General features: G+C 66.7%; 16 protein-coding genes. 5 read left to right on the forward strand and 11 right to left on the reverse strand.

Features of this window, described 5'->3' with window-relative positions; genetic code table 11:
* Positions 1–34: 34 nt before the first annotated feature.
* Entirely contained in the window at positions 35–244 is a 210-nt protein-coding gene (locus ACFWPK_RS10710; protein WP_378914385.1) for a hypothetical protein, read from the reverse strand.
* Between the two features lie 355 nt (positions 245–599).
* Positions 600–1259 (reverse strand): TetR/AcrR family transcriptional regulator, encoded by a 660-nt coding sequence (locus ACFWPK_RS10715; protein ID WP_378914386.1) that lies wholly within the window; start codon positions 1257–1259, stop codon positions 600–602.
* A 128-nt stretch (positions 1260–1387) separates the two neighbouring features.
* On the opposite strand from ACFWPK_RS10715, the gene ACFWPK_RS10720 reads away from it, so the two are divergent.
* Positions 1388–3487 (forward strand): CocE/NonD family hydrolase, encoded by a 2100-nt coding sequence (locus tag ACFWPK_RS10720; RefSeq protein ID WP_378914387.1) that lies wholly within the window; start codon positions 1388–1390, stop codon positions 3485–3487.
* A 62-nt stretch (positions 3488–3549) separates the two neighbouring features.
* Here the strand turns inward: ACFWPK_RS10720 and ACFWPK_RS10725 are convergent, their stop codons facing one another.
* Both ACFWPK_RS10725 and ACFWPK_RS10730 read right to left on the reverse strand, forming a co-directional pair.
* A complete protein-coding gene (locus ACFWPK_RS10725; RefSeq protein WP_378914388.1) occupies positions 3550–4701 on the reverse strand; it encodes a hypothetical protein in 1152 nt (383 codons plus the stop codon).
* 12 nt (positions 4702–4713) lie between these two features.
* A complete protein-coding gene (locus ACFWPK_RS10730) occupies positions 4714–5640 on the reverse strand; it encodes a metal-dependent hydrolase (protein ID WP_378914389.1) in 927 nt (308 codons plus the stop codon).
* 120 nt (positions 5641–5760) lie between these two features.
* Here ACFWPK_RS10730 and ACFWPK_RS10735 point away from each other — a divergent pair, with 120 nt between their 5' ends.
* On the forward strand, positions 5761–6369 hold the full coding sequence (locus ACFWPK_RS10735) for a TetR/AcrR family transcriptional regulator (RefSeq protein WP_378914390.1): 609 nt from the start codon (positions 5761–5763) through the stop codon (positions 6367–6369).
* A 50-nt stretch (positions 6370–6419) separates the two neighbouring features.
* On the opposite strand, the gene ACFWPK_RS10740 is transcribed toward ACFWPK_RS10735, so the two are convergent.
* The 5 genes from ACFWPK_RS10740 to ACFWPK_RS10760 form a co-directional block, all read right to left on the reverse strand.
* Positions 6420–6989, reverse strand: coding sequence for an ABC transporter permease (locus tag ACFWPK_RS10740; RefSeq protein WP_378914391.1), 570 nt, complete (start codon positions 6987–6989; stop codon positions 6420–6422).
* Positions 6990–7014: 25 nt separating this feature from the next.
* Positions 7015–8034 carry a medium chain dehydrogenase/reductase family protein gene (locus ACFWPK_RS10745; protein WP_378914392.1) on the reverse strand — a complete coding sequence of 340 codons (1020 nt, stop codon included), beginning with the start codon at positions 8032–8034 and terminating at the stop codon, positions 7015–7017.
* An 84-nt stretch (positions 8035–8118) separates the two neighbouring features.
* Positions 8119–8688, reverse strand: a complete 570-nt coding sequence (locus tag ACFWPK_RS10750) for a TetR/AcrR family transcriptional regulator (RefSeq protein ID WP_378914393.1) — start codon at positions 8686–8688, stop codon at positions 8119–8121.
* 51 nt (positions 8689–8739) lie between these two features.
* A complete protein-coding gene (locus ACFWPK_RS10755; RefSeq protein ID WP_378914394.1) occupies positions 8740–9546 on the reverse strand; it encodes an SDR family oxidoreductase in 807 nt (268 codons plus the stop codon).
* A 4-nt stretch (positions 9547–9550) separates the two neighbouring features.
* Entirely contained in the window at positions 9551–10330 is a 780-nt protein-coding gene (locus ACFWPK_RS10760) for a crotonase/enoyl-CoA hydratase family protein (RefSeq protein WP_378914395.1), read from the reverse strand.
* A 250-nt stretch (positions 10331–10580) separates the two neighbouring features.
* Between ACFWPK_RS10760 and ACFWPK_RS10765 the strand changes: the two genes are divergently transcribed.
* From ACFWPK_RS10765 to ACFWPK_RS10775, 3 genes are all read left to right on the forward strand, one after another.
* Complete coding sequence (locus tag ACFWPK_RS10765) at positions 10581–11000, forward strand: YciI family protein (RefSeq protein WP_378914396.1); 420 nt, start codon at positions 10581–10583, stop codon at positions 10998–11000.
* 6 nt (positions 11001–11006) lie between these two features.
* Positions 11007–12284, forward strand: coding sequence for an RNA polymerase sigma factor (locus ACFWPK_RS10770; RefSeq protein ID WP_378914397.1), 1278 nt, complete (start codon positions 11007–11009; stop codon positions 12282–12284).
* A gap of 155 nt (positions 12285–12439) precedes the next feature.
* Positions 12440–13798 carry an MFS transporter gene (locus ACFWPK_RS10775; protein WP_378914398.1) on the forward strand — a complete coding sequence of 453 codons (1359 nt, stop codon included), beginning with the start codon at positions 12440–12442 and terminating at the stop codon, positions 13796–13798.
* 57 nt (positions 13799–13855) lie between these two features.
* Here ACFWPK_RS10775 and ACFWPK_RS10780 read toward each other — a convergent pair whose 3' ends face one another.
* Together ACFWPK_RS10780 and ACFWPK_RS10785 are read right to left on the reverse strand one after the other, a co-directional pair.
* Positions 13856–14332, reverse strand: coding sequence for a nucleoside deaminase (locus ACFWPK_RS10780; protein WP_378914399.1), 477 nt, complete (start codon positions 14330–14332; stop codon positions 13856–13858).
* The gene (locus ACFWPK_RS10785) at positions 14329–15309 is read right to left on the reverse strand and encodes an ornithine cyclodeaminase family protein (protein ID WP_378914400.1); all 981 of its coding nucleotides are present in this window, start codon (positions 15307–15309) and stop codon (positions 14329–14331) included. The genes ACFWPK_RS10780 and ACFWPK_RS10785 overlap by 4 nt, the downstream gene beginning before the upstream one ends.
* Between the last annotated feature and the right edge of the window lie 3 nt (positions 15310–15312).

The following is a 15312-nucleotide window of genomic DNA, read 5'->3' on the forward strand; positions in this document are numbered from 1 at the left end:
ATCCCGGAACTTCTTGTGCCGCAGTGGCGTTGGATCAGCCGCGGTAGGTCCAGCCCTCCGGTCGCCAGGATGCAGGCATGTTCTCGCGCGCGTACTCGACCATGATCCGGATCAGCTCGGATCGGTTCGGCTCGCCCTGTTTGGTGAGCAGCTCCTCAGCGATGGCCTGGTCATCCAGGGCTGCGATCTGGTCGTCGGACATGCGCAATGCGAGCACTGGTCGACGTGGTCCGGGTCTGGGCATGAGGACTACCTCCGGGCGAACTCGATCAGAATGGCAGCGGCGACGACCAGTCACGCTACCGCGTGCAGTCCGGCGCAGAGAGGAATTGACCGATCCCTGCCCGCACATCACCGACCTGCACACCAGCCGACTGCGGGCCATGTACCAGGACTCCGAATACCGCGTGTTTTCCGACGGCGGCGACTAGCTACTGCTCAGCCGCACCGACTATGACGTCACCACTGTCACCGAATTCCTGCATCGCCAATCGATTAGCTAGCACCCAGCGCGAAGTGCCCGAGATGGTTTGTCGCGAAAATCAATTCGTGCCCCTGAGCATTCCTCCGCCTGCCGGCCGCTGTGACACGTCTTGTCCTCAGCTGCTGGGGGAATCCTGGATGAGTGCGATGGATGCCGCGTAGAGGTCCGGGATCAGTTCGGGTAGACCTTCCGGGCCGTCTTCGTTGAGGCAATCGCGGATCCGGTCGTCGATTCCGCCGATCAGCAAGAGCATGATGCCCTCGGGCGGAGTGGTGTGCAACTCTCCCTGTGCGACACCGCGGCGGTGCGCGCCGAGCATCCGGTTGGCGAACACCTTCTTCATTTCCACGCGGTGTCTGGCCAGTGCTGGTCCCACCGAGAGTGCTTCGACGTGCAGGGCGCGTGCGATATCCGGTTCTGCTGACAGCAGGGCCAGATACTCCTCCAGTGACTTGCGGAGCAATACCTTCCAATCGGCGTCGCGAAAGGTCTCGAGCTTGGCGTTGAGCGCGTTGTCCACGACCTCGACGATCATCTCGAACGCGGCGACATAGCAGTCCTCTTTGTCGCGGTGCAGAACGTAGAAAGTACGGCGAGACACCTTCGCGCGCTTGACGATCTCGCTCACGGTCGTCGGCCCGTAGCCCAGTTCCGAGACCGCCTGCAATGCCGCCCAGGCGACTCGGCCGCGCTGTGAGGCGAGTACCTCGTCGCGGCTCATCGCGCTGGGTCCCGGTGGCAGCGGTTCCGAGGACGCCGGCGCGACAACACTCATACCCGCATCGTATCGAGGCCATCGTCGGCCTGCTCACGGTGTCCCAATGCGCTGTTCCCGCGCCCGAAGAGCTGTGACGTGTGTCGCTCATTGCGGCCGAATGTTAGGTACGTTACAGTTCCGATCTGATGGGAACGAGTGCGTACCTATCTTGGAGCCGAAGCGTTCAACGAAGGGCTGGTTGGGATTCGATGAGGTTGTTCTCCAGAAGGTGGTTGGCGGGGGCGGTGGTTGCCGCGACCACGATCGCCGTGTCGGCGCTGGTAGTGCCCGCTACACAGGCGCAACCCGATGGTGGCGCGCAGGGCGTGGCATGGACGGCGACCGCAGACGGCCCGCCGCTGTATCCGGGCATCCATATCGATTGGGATGTGCCGATCACGATGAGCGACGGCACGGTGATCAAGGCCAATGTCTACCGGCCGATGGATGCCTCCGGTCGCATCGTGGAAACTCCGACACCGACCATCCTCAACATGACGCCGTATACAAAACTGGCGTCGATGCTCGCCTCCTCGGCGTTGTCGATTCCGGTCCTCTACGACCTGTTCACCACAGTGATGAACCGGTTCGACCTGTTCAACCTCACCGGAACGCCGTTCTCCGGTATCGGTGATCTGATCGGTGTGACCTCCGGCGGGGCGGCCCGGCTGTTCTCGGCCGACGACAAACTGATCAAGAGCGGATACACCTATATCGTCGCCGATATCCGGGGCACCGGCTTCTCACAGGGCACCTGGGATATGTTCGGCGAGCGCGAAACTCAGGACACCCTCGAGATGATCGACTGGGCCGCGAACCAACCGTGGTCGGACGGCAATATCGGCATGAGCGGGATCTCGCACTCGGGCATCAATCAGCTGCAAGCGGCTCAGCAGAATCCGCCCGCGTTGAAGGCGATCTTCCCCGCGGTGGGAGCCAGTGACCTGGTGCGCTCGTACGCGCTCCCGGGCGGTGCGGTCAATCCGGTGTTCACCCCGGCCTGGATGGCGGCGATCAACGCCGGGAAGTGGCTGCCCGACCTCGCATCGATCTTCAACGGCACGTTCGACTGGAAATGGCTCGCCGATCGAGCGGCCAGTCCCGCCACCTGGCTGGTGGAGTTGATCCAGGCCGTCTTCGTGTTCTCGGTGGACGCGATTCCACCGCATCTCGCCGAGCACCTGGCGCCGAACAGCGATCTGCGCGCGGGCATCGAACGGTCGGCCGACAAGATCAAGGTGCCCACCTTCCTGGTCGGCGGATATCACGACCTCTTCGGCCAGTCGCAGATGAAGAGCTACGAGCAGATCCCGCTGCCGCCGGGGCAGAAGCGGATCTTCATGAACGACGGCTACCACGTGTCGGTCGGCTCCGGCGCCGGCCGCCCCGGCGGGCCGCCCCGGCTGGATGTGTTGCAGCGCGCTTGGTACGACAAGTGGCTCAAGGGAATCGACAACGGTATCGATGAGTTCGGCCCGGCCACGCTGTTCCAGCAGGGCGGCGGCTGGACCAGCGGCGACTACCCGCTGCCGGGTATGACCCACACCCGGCAGTACCTGTCTCCGGTCCCCAGCGGCACCACCGGGATCGTCGCACACGACGGCTCCCTCACACCGGAAGTTCCGGTCGAAAAGGCCGACCTCACGGTCGCTCCCGGCCTTTCGACGCTGTGTTCGCGCGATGCGGCCCAGGCGACGGCGGGAGTGCTGGCGATCATCGACGGGTGTGCGAAGGACTCCAGGATCTCCGAGGTCGCGGCGCTGACATTCACCAGCAAGGCCGTCGACGCACCGACCCTGGTCTCCGGGCCCGTGGCGGTGCATCTGAACACCGTCCACGACGTCACCGACGGCTACTGGAGCATCACTCTCAATGATGTTGCCCCCGATGGCAATTCGAAGGTCATGACTTCCGGGCAGTTGACCGCCTCGCTACGGGCGATCGACGAGGGCCGAAGCCGGAAGTCGGCCACCGGCGACTACATCGACCCCTATCAGTACCTGACCCTCGAAACTCGCCTGCCCACCGTCCCGGGCCAGGCGACAACCCTCGACATCGGCCTGACCGGCGTCCACGCTGTCCTGCAACCCGGGCACCGGCTCAGGGTCGACGTGTACGCGTCGAACATGCCCAAGGGCCTCCCGATACCCGCGCTGCTGATCGAAACCCAGTTGCGTCCACAGCATCTGCTCCTCGATCCCAGCGCGCCGAGCTGGGTCAACGTACCGCTGAGTCGTCCTCTTTGACCGCCTGGCCAGGGCCGCGCTCGGGTGAGTGCTCGAGGCACCCACCCGGGCGCGGCCCTGGGTCAGCTGGACACCTCCGAAGCCGCCGAAGCGGGGGCGTCTGGGGTCGTTTGTGGGCGTGGCAGGGTGAAGGTGGCCAGGACCGAGGCGATGGCGACGGCGAAGCACGCCGCTGTGTACCAGAGGTTTCCGATGGGGTCGCCGTTGCTCGTCCGGCCGTCGACGGCGTCGAAGAAGTCGGGTAGTGACGCGATCCAGAGGAAGGCGAAGACGACGAGGTAGAGGGCGCTGAATCGTTGCACGAACGGGTCTGCGTACTGCGGATCTGCCGCGGTACCTCGGCGGAGCTGGGACCATTGGCGAACCATCACGACCCCGGCGACCACCACGAGGACGGCCAGTTCCAGTGCGTAGACGACGCCCCGGACGGTGGTGTTGCTCATGCCGATGACGGTCGCGGGGAGCGGGAGCACGAAGGTGCCGACCGAGGCGAGCAGGCCGATCACGACTGTGCGCCAGGTCAATTCGATACCGGAGAAGTGTCTGCCGTCATCGACATGGCGCCCGACGAAATACTGCACGCAGAAGGCCAGCGACATCGGCCACAGTGCCGCGAAGACGACGACGCTGCCCATCGGGACCGAATCGAACATCGGCTGGTTGATCGGGTTGTCCACCGACCATTCCCACCAGCGCAGCTGCGGTCCGAGATGGTCGAAGATCTCGTAGAAGGCGTGGTGCACGAAGCCCACGCAGGTGGCGCCGATCAACACGCCGTATCGCCGGAAGATGCCGAGCATCCGGACGATGCCGAACGCCATCGTCGCCATCAGCGGATAGATCGCGATGATGTAGATGGGCAGTCGGCCCCAGAGGAAGTCGACGGTGAACACATTGTGCGCGAACATCGTGTCGACGTGTTCTTCGATGCCGAACGCGGCCGGGAAGTAGAGCGGCGGTTCGATGACGAACAGGTAGGCGGTGGCGCCGAACCACAGCACCAGGTTGGTGGGGTCGCCGTGGCGGCGCAGGCGCACGATCGCGTACCAGAGCGCGAGAATCGCGCCGACGACGATGGTGAGTTCGAGGACCGGCAGGGTCCAGTTCTCCAGGGCGAACGGGCTGCGGAACTCGACGAGTCCGCCCGCTTCCTCGCAGGAGAAGCCGAGTTCGGTGGCGAGTTCGGCGAAAGTGGTTGAGCAGTGGTCGGCCATCGGGGTTACCTTCTACGAGCTGACGGAATCGGCGGTGTACCAGCGGGTTACGTCGTAGCCCTCGTCGTAGCGGCGGAACCATTCGTCGGCGAGCGCGGGCAGCTTCTCGTGCTCCGGATTGTGCCGCGGCATCTGACTGCGGATGATGCCGCCAAGGGCGACGAGCTGTTCGCGCAGCCCGAGATCGTCGAACGCGCGCGGCATCGTCCCGTTGTCGGCGGGCTGCAGGAACGGCAGCCACCGGCGCAGCGTCTGGCCCCTGCGGTAGTTGGCGAACATCGACAGCGCGTCGACCTGCCGATCCTCCAGCGGCACATGCTCGTTGAAGCCCTCGCACGCCACCCGGATCACCTGCAGCACGTGCCGGAAGATCGACGCCGCCACCCGCATCCGGTACAGCTCACTGTCGACCACCGAGTTGAAGATGATCAGCGCCGAGCTGCGATGCTCGACTTCCTCGACGAAATGCCAGATGAACAGGGAGGCGACGCGGTCGTCGCCGGGGGCGAACAGATTCTTGTCGTTGTCGAGCATCAGCTTGAACACCGGCGTGAAGGTTGCCTCGAGGTCGGCGGTGTAGGCGAGGCGGTACTTCACCGGGGTCTCGGCGGTGAGCTTGTCGAACTCGCCGATCACCGCGTCCAGGGTCTGCTGCAGCCCCGGGTAGCGGCGGATCAGCGCCTTCACATGCTGGCGGTGGGCGGTGGAATGCTGGCCCTCCTGACGCATGAACGCATCGGCCTCCGAGGCCACCTCGGGGTCGGTGATCTGCGGTTTCGCCTGCGTGATCAGCTGCACGATCATCTTCTCGAAGCCGATCGCCAGGAAAGAGACGGCATTGGCCATCGACGAGAACGCCGGGTTCTGTGGGTTCCACAGAAACGGCACGTCGTAGTCGGAGAACGCGAAATCCATTTTGCGGACGTGAAGTTCGGTCACGGTGGGGCTACCTCGTTGTCGGCCACTCGGTTGATGAAGCAATCATACGAATAGGTGGTCGCGTGTATGATCACTTTCGCGGAATTCGCCCTGACCTGGGGTTGTGCTAGCGTCCACCCGGTGGCGCGTAGACGTGGGTGGGGCGGTAGTCCGCCGGGGGATGATGCGGAGGCGACCCGCCGGATCGTCGCTGCCGCAGTCGAACTCATCGGCCGGACCGGTGCGGAGATCAGCATCGCCGACGTGGCGGAATCGCTCGGCGTCATCCGCCAGACGGTCTACCGGTATTTCCCCAGCGCCGACGCGCTCATGACCGCCGCGGCCATCGCCTCGGTCGACGAATTCCTCGACCGCCTCACCCGCCAGGTCAGTGGCCTCGGTGACCCCGTCGAGGCGATGACCGAGGCCGTCGTCTTCACCCTCACCGATGTCCGTCGCACCCCCCATCTGGGCATTCTGCTGTCGAGTTCGTATTCCACCGCCCACGCCGACAGCCTCACCTCCGACGAGGCCCAAGCCTTCGGCATGACCATGATCCGTCGCTTCGATGTCGACTGGGCTGCCTACGGCTACGACGAGCCCGCCCTACGTGAACTCGTCGAATACTGCCTGCGCACGATGCAGTCGTTCTTCCTGTCGCCGGGCAACCCGGCACGCTCCGACGACGAACTGCGCCGCTACCTGCGCCGGTGGATGGGATCCGCGATCGGCGCGCAGCAGGGGAGTTGAACGCCGAGCGTGCCCGCCCGGAAATACCGGACGGGCACCCGCGGGATCGTTCAGCTCGCCGCGGCGATCCTGCGCGGCTCGATCGCGGCGGCGAGTAGATAGCTGCCGCCACCGGCCAGCGCCAGCGCCCAGTACAGATACGCGCCGTCGAGAAACAGTGCGGCCGTGGAACTTACGGCAAGCCATGCGCCGAGCGTGTACTGCAGAACGTCGCGGTAGGCGGCACCGCCCGCCAGGTAGAGCAGTCCGACGATCAGCCCGGACCCGGTCGGCCACAGTGTCGCGGCGATGTCCGGACTCAGCGTCGAACCGAGCGCGGTGATCAGGAAGAACAGTGCCGCGAAACCGATCAGCCACGAGGCGCCGAGCAGATTACCCACGACCGCTTCGTGTCCCGTCGCGCCCCGCTGGGCTCTGATGGACACAACGGTTGTCACGATCATCGCCGCCAGCAGGCCGACGCCGAGGAGTGCGCCCGGCACGAAACCTGGCAGGTCGAGTAGTGGGTTCGTGCCGTGGCTGAGGGCGAAGGCGCCATGGCCGACGAGCCACGCGAGCCCGAAGCTCAGATAGATCGGCCGATTGTCGAGGACGGTGCGGACGGGCTGGGCAACGTACATGATCGATCTCCAGTGTGTGAGCGGGTCAGGCGCTGACGAGGACGACTTTGCCGGTGACGGTGCCGGATTCGGCGAGCTCCATCGCCCGGGCGGCATCGGTGAGGGGGATACGGGCCGCGACCTGGGCGGTCAGGGTGCCCGCGGCGGCGAGCGCGAAGACCTGGGCGAGATCCTCGGCGATACGAGCGCGGAAGCGGGTGAGGTTGCGCTTGCCCGCCCACAGGTTGTAGAAGTGCGCACTTCGCTTGTTGGGCAGCGTGTTCCACCACAGCAGGCGGGCGAGCAGTTTCAGGACGGGCAGCCGGGAGTCGCCCTCGTCGTTCTTGGTGGCCGCCGTTCCGTAGGAAACGAGCGTGCCGCCGTCGGCGAGCAGGCCGAACGAGTCGGCGATGCCGGGCCCGCCGACGTGGTCGAACACAGCGTCGACACCGTGCGGCGCGATCGCCCGAACCTGTTGGGGCACATCGCCGCGGTAGTCGATCCAGGTGGCGCCAAGTGCGGCGACCGCGTCGGCATGGCGAGCGGACGCGGTGCCGATCACGTGAATGCCTGCGGCACGGGCCAATTGGACCAATGTCGACCCGACACCGCCGTTGGCGCCGTGGACGAGGATTGTCGCGCCCGGCCGGACACCGGCGACCCGATGCAGCATCTGCCACGCGGTAATGCCGTTCACGACAAAGGTTTCCGCGTCGGCGGCCGTCACGGAGTCCGGTACCGGGATGAGGTCGGCGGCGTCTAGGTCGACGTGGCTGCTCCAGCCGCCGGTCTTGGTCAACGCGGCGACCCGCTGCCCGATCAGCGTCGCGTCGTCGGCCGCGATCACCGTGCCGACCAGGTCGTAGCCGGGCACGAAGGGGAACGGCGGCTGGTCGTAGTACTTGCCGCGGCGCATCTGCTGCTCGGCGAAGGACACCCCGGAGGCGTCGACGCGGACCAGCGCGCGACCGGGACCCGGTGCGGGCAGTTCGCGTTGGGTGACGAGCAGGCCGCTGGGGTCCACTCGCCCGGGCAGGACGATTTCGGTGGCTGTGGTGGTGTTCATCAGGGTGCCTTCCATGGTGTGTGACTGGTCAATCACTCTTGGTGGAAAAGAAAGCTCCAACCTGACAAGGCTGGAGCGAGAGGGTCAGCGGGCCTTCGGGTGGCGCATTCCGGTGGTCAGGGCGGTGGCCCAGGCGCTGTCGTTGCCGTCGAGCCCGAGGGTGGTGACGAGGTGGCAGAGCTGGCCGTAGGCGATGAAGTACTGGATCTGCGCGGGGGTGCCACCGGAGCGGCGCTGCGCGAACGTGGTGACCTTGGCCAGGCCCCGGCGCAGCGCGTCGGCGATTTCCGGGATGTCGGTGGCGGACTGGGCGTGCACTTGCAGCATCAGCAGACTCTTGTCGGCGATGAGTTCGGCGTAGGCGCCGCCCATGTCGTGCAGGATTCCGGCCGGATCCTCGGCGGTGGAATTGGCCGCGCCCGTCGACATCGCGCGTTCGACGAGGTCGAAGCAGTGATCGAGCGCGGCCACGAACAGGGCGACCTTGCCGGGGAAGAGTTTGAAGACGTAGGCGGGGGAGATGTCGGCACGCGCGGCGACCGTGTTGATCGGGGTGCCGTGGTAGCCGGTCTTGGCGAACTCGATGATCGCGGCGTCGACAACTGCGTCCCGCCGGATGTCCGAGGTGGAGAGGGTGGCACCGCGCTTGGTCATGTGAGTGACTGTACACTCACTCTTGGTGGAGCGTCAACACCTGACCGGGGATCAGCGGAGATCGGCGAGGGCGGTGTCCACGTCGGGGCCGCTGAGGCTGTGCCTATTACTGCGCATGACCAGGCGCAATGGTCGCGGGCAGTCCTGGGCGGTGGAGAAGCGATCGGTCGCCACGATGCGCGCCGGTGTGCCGAGGTGGTCGCGGACACGGGTCATGAGTTGGTAGCGACTGAGTGTTTCCGCGCCCGCTATGTGCACGACGCCCGATTCGTCGGCGAGCTGCTCGAGCGCGGGTGCCAGGCTCGGCAGATACAGCGGATTGCAGACGATATCGGTGCGTGCCTGGATCTCGGGTGCGGCGAAGCGGGCCAGGAATTTGTTCGACAGTGGGCTGCGTCCATAGACGAGCGGGAGGCGGACAACCAGGTGACGGTCGTGTTCGAGGACCAGATCCTCGGCAGCGACCTTGGTTTCGCCGTAGACGTTGATCGGTGTGCGCGTTGCGCTTTCGTCGTAGTTCTCGGCCGTGCCGTCGAAGACATTGTCGGTCGACAGGTAGACGAGTTTCGCGCCCGTAGCGCCGACGGCATCGAGCAGCGGCACCATCGGCGCGACGTTCGCCGCGTAGGCCGCGGCGGGATCACGTTGCGCGGCACCGAGATCCACGACACCGGCGGTATGGACCACCATGTCGAACCCATGCCCGACGAGTGCCCGCACCGCGCCGGTGTCGGCGAGATCCACCGGGGCGAGTCCGCGCCCGCCCCGGCTGGTCCCGACGACCTCATGATTCTCGGCGAACTGCGCGTGCAGTGCGCTGCCGACGAAACCGGAGGCGCCGAGGATCAGGATCCGCATCGTGTCAGCGCGCCTGCCACTTCGGCTTGCGCTTCTGAGCGAAAGCGATGGCGCCTTCCCGCATGTCCTCGGTCATGGCGACCGCCATGATCTCGCGGTTGGTCTGGTCCCAGGCGTCGTCGTCGGCGAGCTTGCCGTCGATCATGCCCAGCGCCACCCGCTTGCTCGCCTGCACCGCCAGCGGCGCGTTCTCGGCGATCCGGCCTGCCAGTGCCAGTGCGGCGTCGAGGACCTCGGCGGCGGGGACTACACGGTTGATCAGGCCCAGTTCCAGCGCGCGGGCCGCGGTGATCGGCTCACCGGTGAGGATCATCTCCATCGCGACCTTGCGTGGCAGCTGCTCGGGCAGGCGGAACGCGCCACCGGCCGCGGCGAACAGGCCGCGGGCCACCTCGGGCAGCCCGAAGGTGGCCGTCTCGGCGGCGACGGCGAGATCGCTGGCCAGGACGAGTTCGGTGCCACCGCCGAGCGCGAAACCGTTCACCGCCGCGATGGTCGGCTTGCTGATCGGGTGCCGGACATACCCGGCCAGGTTCCAATCCTCATGTCCCGGGGCGAGAATCGACTCACCGCGACTCAGCGCCTTCAGATCCGCGCCCGCGCAGAACGCCCGCTCGCCTGCTCCGGTGAGAACCACCGCGCGGATCTGCGGGTCGGCCTCTGCTCGCTCGAGCGCCTCGCCGACCCCCGTGCTCACTTCGGCGTTGACCGAGTTCATGGCCTCGGGCCGATTCAGCACGATCACGAGCACATGCTCGCGTTGCTCGACGAGAACTGCGCTCACGAGTGACTCCTTCTGTTGTGTCTGCCCGCATGACAAACCTCTTCGATCTGTATCACGCCGGACGATCTCGAAGACCCGAATCGGGCATTCGTGTCCGTCACCGGCGCGCGCACGCCACTCGTCGTAGGCTGCCAGAACACTCGCGAAAAGAAATTTCGGCCGGGTGTCGATCCGCAGCGGTGCCCGTTCGACCTAGGGATGAAGGCAGGGCCCGGCAGGCGGGTCCACACCGATCCGAGGAGAAGAAACCATGAAGTACATGCTGATCATGCGCGCCACCGACGAAGCCTGGGCCGCGGCGGCCGACATCGACTTCAACGAGATGCTCGAGACCATGGGCAAGTTCAACGACGAGTTGATCAGCGCCGGGGTGCTGGTCGCCGCCGAGGGGCTCGACGACGCGGCCCAGAGCGTCGTCGTCGACTACTCGTCGGAGACTCCGGTCGTCACCGACGGGCCCTACGGGGAGACGAAGGAACTGTTCGGCGGGTTCTACATTCTCAACGTGGCCTCCAAGGAGGAGGCGATCGAGTGGGCCAAGCGCATGCCGGTCGTCGTGCCGGGCACCAAGACCGAGATCCGACGAGTCCCGAGCATCGATGAATTCCCGCAGGACAATGTCTGGGTCGTGAAGGAGCGCGCGTGGCGTGAGGCCACCGGCCAGATCTGAATCACGATGAGCGACCACACCGGCCGCGAGGCCGTCGCCGCCGTCTGGCGGATCGAATCGGCCCGCATCGTCGGCGCGCTCGCGCGCTACACCCGCGACTTCGCGATGGCCGAGGACCTCGCCCAGGAGGCCCTGGCCGAGGCGCTGGTGACGTGGCCGCGCGAAGGCGTGCCACGTCAGCCGGCCGGGTGGTTGCTCACCGTCGGCAGACGCCGGGCGATCGACGCGTTCCGGCGCCGCGCCGCCCTCGATGACCGCTACACCGCCCTCGCCGCCGACCTCGGCGAGGGCGATGCGCTCACCGGCGGCGACCCCGTGCGGGCGGCGCAGGACGTGCTGTGGGATCCCGATCAGATCGACGACGACGTGCTGGCGCTGATGTTCATCTCGTGTCACCCGGTGCTCTCGCGGGAGGCGCGGTTGGCCATGACGCTGCGCGTCGTCGGCGGTCTGACCAGCGACGAGATCGCCAAGGCGTGCCTGGTGCCCACCGCAACCGTGCAGGCCAGGATCACCAGGGCGAAGAAGACGCTCGGCGCGGCCGAGGTCGCCTTCGAGGTGCCGCCCGCCGCCGAGCGCCGGGGCAGACTCGGTTCGGTGCTCGGCGTCATCTACCTGATCTTCACCGAGGGATCGTCGGCCAGCACCGGCGACGACCTGATCCGCTTCGATCTCGCGGGGGAAGCGCAGCGGCTGGCGCGCGTGCTGTCACGGCTGATGCCCGCCGAACCTGAGGTCTACGGCCTGCTCGCGCTGCTGGAACTGACCGCGGCGCGGTTTCCCGCCCGCACCGGTCCCGACGGTGCGCCGGTATTGCTCGAACAGCAGGATCGCAGCCGCTGGGACCGTTCGGCGATCCGGCGCGGCCGTGCCGCTCTGGTGAAAGCCGGTGAGGTCGGGCGTGGACTCGGCGCCTACGGTCTGCAGGCCGCGATCGCCGAATGTCATGCGGTGGCACCCTCGGTGGAGCGGACCGATTGGGAACGGGTGGTGGTGCTGTACGAGGCGCTGGGCAGGCTCGCGCCCTCGCCGGTGGTCGACCTCAACCGTGCGGTGGCGGTGTCGATGGCCGACGGGCCCGCCGCGGCCCTGCCGATCGTCGACGAGATCGCCGCATCCGGCGCCCTGTCCGCCTCGCACCTGCTGCCCAGCGTGCGCGGCGAATTGCTCACCCGGCTCGGCCGCACCACCGAAGCTCGCGCGGAGCTCACCGACGCCATCCGGCGGTGCGGCAACGAACGCGAAAAGGCCGTCCTCGCAAACAAACTCGCCGCCCTCGCCTGACCTGGATTCCGTTCGGTCGACAGCGAAGCGAATGCGCGGACGAATGTTCATATTCGCAGGTCAGCGGCCATAAACACGGGTCTTCGCGCGCTCGTAACGTTTGCCCGTAAAGAGGCCGGGTATTCGTGAAAGGCGACGACGAGAGGGTGTTGTGGATGGCAAGGGAATCGAAATCGGTGCTGCACCGGGCTATCGGTGCGTCGGCGATCGGTAATGCGGTCGAATGGTTCGACTACGGTGTCTATGCCTATCTGGCGACATATATCGCGAAGTCGTTGTTCCCCGGTGACGGCGAGTCCGGGATGGTCTACACGCTCCTGGGTTTCGCCGTATCGTTCCTGATCCGGCCGGTGGGCGGGATGATCTGGGGTCCGCTCGGCGACCGCATCGGGCGAAAGCGGGTGCTCGCCACCACGATTATTCTGATGGCCGGATCGACACTCGCCGTCGGCCTTATCCCGAGCTTCGACATGATCGGCATCGGCGCCCCGATTCTGCTGTACCTGCTGCGCATGATCCAGGGGCTTTCCGCCGGTGGCGAATACGGTGGTGCCGCGACATTCATGGCCGAATACGCGCCCGATCGCAAGCGCGGATTCTATGGCAGTTTCCTCGAGGTCGGTACGCTCGCCGGTTTCACCCTCGGTAATCTGGTCGCCCTGCTGCTGGTGAATGTGCTCGACGACGCGTCGATGAATTCGTGGGGCTGGCGTATCCCGTTCATGATCGCCGGTCCGCTCGGCCTGATCGGCATGTACCTGCGCAGCCGGGTGGAGGACACCCCGGTGTTCCGCGAGGTCGAGCGCAAGGACGAGACCGAGGAAGTCTCCGGCGTCTACCGCGATCTGGTGACGAAGTACCTGCGTCCGGTGCTGACCCTGTTCGGCCTGGTGATCGCGCTGAACGTCGTCAACTACTCGTTGCTCAGCTACACCCCGACCTACCTCGGTTCCACTCTCGGCATGGAGGAATCCGATGCGTTGCTGGTGCCGCTGATCGGCCAGGTCGCGATGCTGTGCACCTTGCCGTTCCTGGGTGCTCTCTCCGACCGGATCGGGCGCAAACCCATGTGGATGTTCTCGTGCGCGGCGATGATGATCGCGGTGATCCCGGTCTACCACCTGATCGGGTCGTCGCTCACCGGCGCGATCGTCGGCTTCGCGATCCTCGGCCTGCTCTACGCACCACAGTTGGCGACGATCTCGGCCACGTTCCCCGCGATGTTCCCCACGATCGTTCGTTTCGCCGGTGTGGCGATCGGCTACAACGTCGCCACCTCGATGTTCGGTGGTACCGCGCCGGTGATCAACGAGGCGCTCATCAGCGCGACCGGAAACAACATGATTCCGGCGTACTACATGTTCGGTGCGTGTGCGGTCGGTCTGATCGCGTCGTTCTTCCTCATCGAGACAAAGGGTGTATCGCTGCGCGGCACGCAGGTGCCCGGCACTCCCGAGGCGATCGAGGAACAGCGTGAACTGGGCGAGCCCGAAGAGGTCGTCGCGGTGAAGTGACCCGAACACCTGAGGGCGCGGCGTCGAGACGGCGCCGCGCCCTCGGTGTGTCCGGGACTAGTTCTTCGCCGCCGCGTGGAACACGGCGAGAGCTTCCTCGCCGAGGTGCGGTCCGCTGATCTCGACCGGCACGTTCGAGCTCGCGACGACCTCGGCGCAGGTAAGCGCGAAGCTGGTCCCAGGGGGCAGGATCGGCCCGAATTCGGCTGCGGCCGCCGCGAAGACGATGCGGCCGACCCCGGCCCACACCATCGCGGCGGCACACATCGGGCACGGTTCGCCGCTGGCGTACACGGTGGCGCCACGCAGATGCGCGGCGCGGCCCGCCGCGGTCGCGAGGGTGATCGCGACCAGCTCGGCGTGGGTGGTGACATCGCCGGTGGTGTTCACCGCGTTCACGCCCTCGGCCAGGACAGCACCGTCGTCGCCGACAGCGACCGCGCCGAACGGCCGGTCGCCGAGCGCGGTGGCGTGCCCGGCGAGGTCGATGGCACGGCGCAGGTGGGTGATGTCGATATCGGTCAGCTCGCTCATGAGGTGAGATCCACTTCCGTTCCGATGCCGTTGGCGCGGGCCTTGTCGATGAGCAGGCGGGCCGCGGCCAGGTCTTGCAGGCCGATGCCCACCGAGTTGAACAGGGTGATGTCGCGATCGCCGCGACGGCCGGGTGCCCGGCCCGCGATCACCTCGCCCAGCTCGGTGCCCACCGCGTCCTGGGTGATCGCGCCTTCGGCGATGGCCAGCAGGGTGTCCCCGGACTTGGTGAGCGTGGTGCCGATCGAGTCTACGACGACCATGGACCGGCGCATGGCTTCGCCGTCCACCTCGCGGTGATCCGCACGCGGCGGTGCGCCGACGGCGTTGACGTGCAGTCCGTCACCGAACCAGGCGCCGCGCACGATCGGTTCGCGTGACGGAGTCAGGGTGCACAGCACATCGGCGGCGCGGGTGACTGCCTCCGGGCTGTCGAGCGCGCGCACCTCGAGTCCGAGATCGGCTATCGCACGGCGGAATCGGTCGACCGTGGCCGCGGTGCGCGACCAGACCAGCACGGTCTCGAGCTCACGCACTGTCGCGATCGCGCGGGTGTGCTCGACGGCCAGATTGCCGGCGCCGATCACGCCGAGTACCGAACTGGCCTGTCGGGAAAGATGTTTCGTGGCCACGGCGCTGGCGGCGGCGGTGCGGACGGCTGTGACGAGGCGGCCGTCGATCAGTGCCTCGCACGCGCCGTCGGCCGCCGAGGTCACCACGATCACCGACCGTTGGACCGGCAGTCCGCGCTCGCGGTTGGCAGGCAGGTCGGCGAGCAGTTTCACGGCGGCGGCCCCGGCGGATTCGGCGGCGGCGACCATCGGCACGAAGGCCGCGCCGCCAAGGGTCATCGCCGGTGGGGCGGGCACGAACGCGGTGCCGAGTGCCAGGTCGGCGTGCGCGCGCTCGACGGCGGCGAGCACCTCGCCGCGATCGAGTACGGCGGTCACATCGGAGTGCGACAGGATCAGAGTCAACGG

It is taken from the genome of Nocardia sp. NPDC058519, from assembly GCF_042719755.1.
Classification (GTDB): domain Bacteria; phylum Actinomycetota; class Actinomycetes; order Mycobacteriales; family Mycobacteriaceae; genus Nocardia.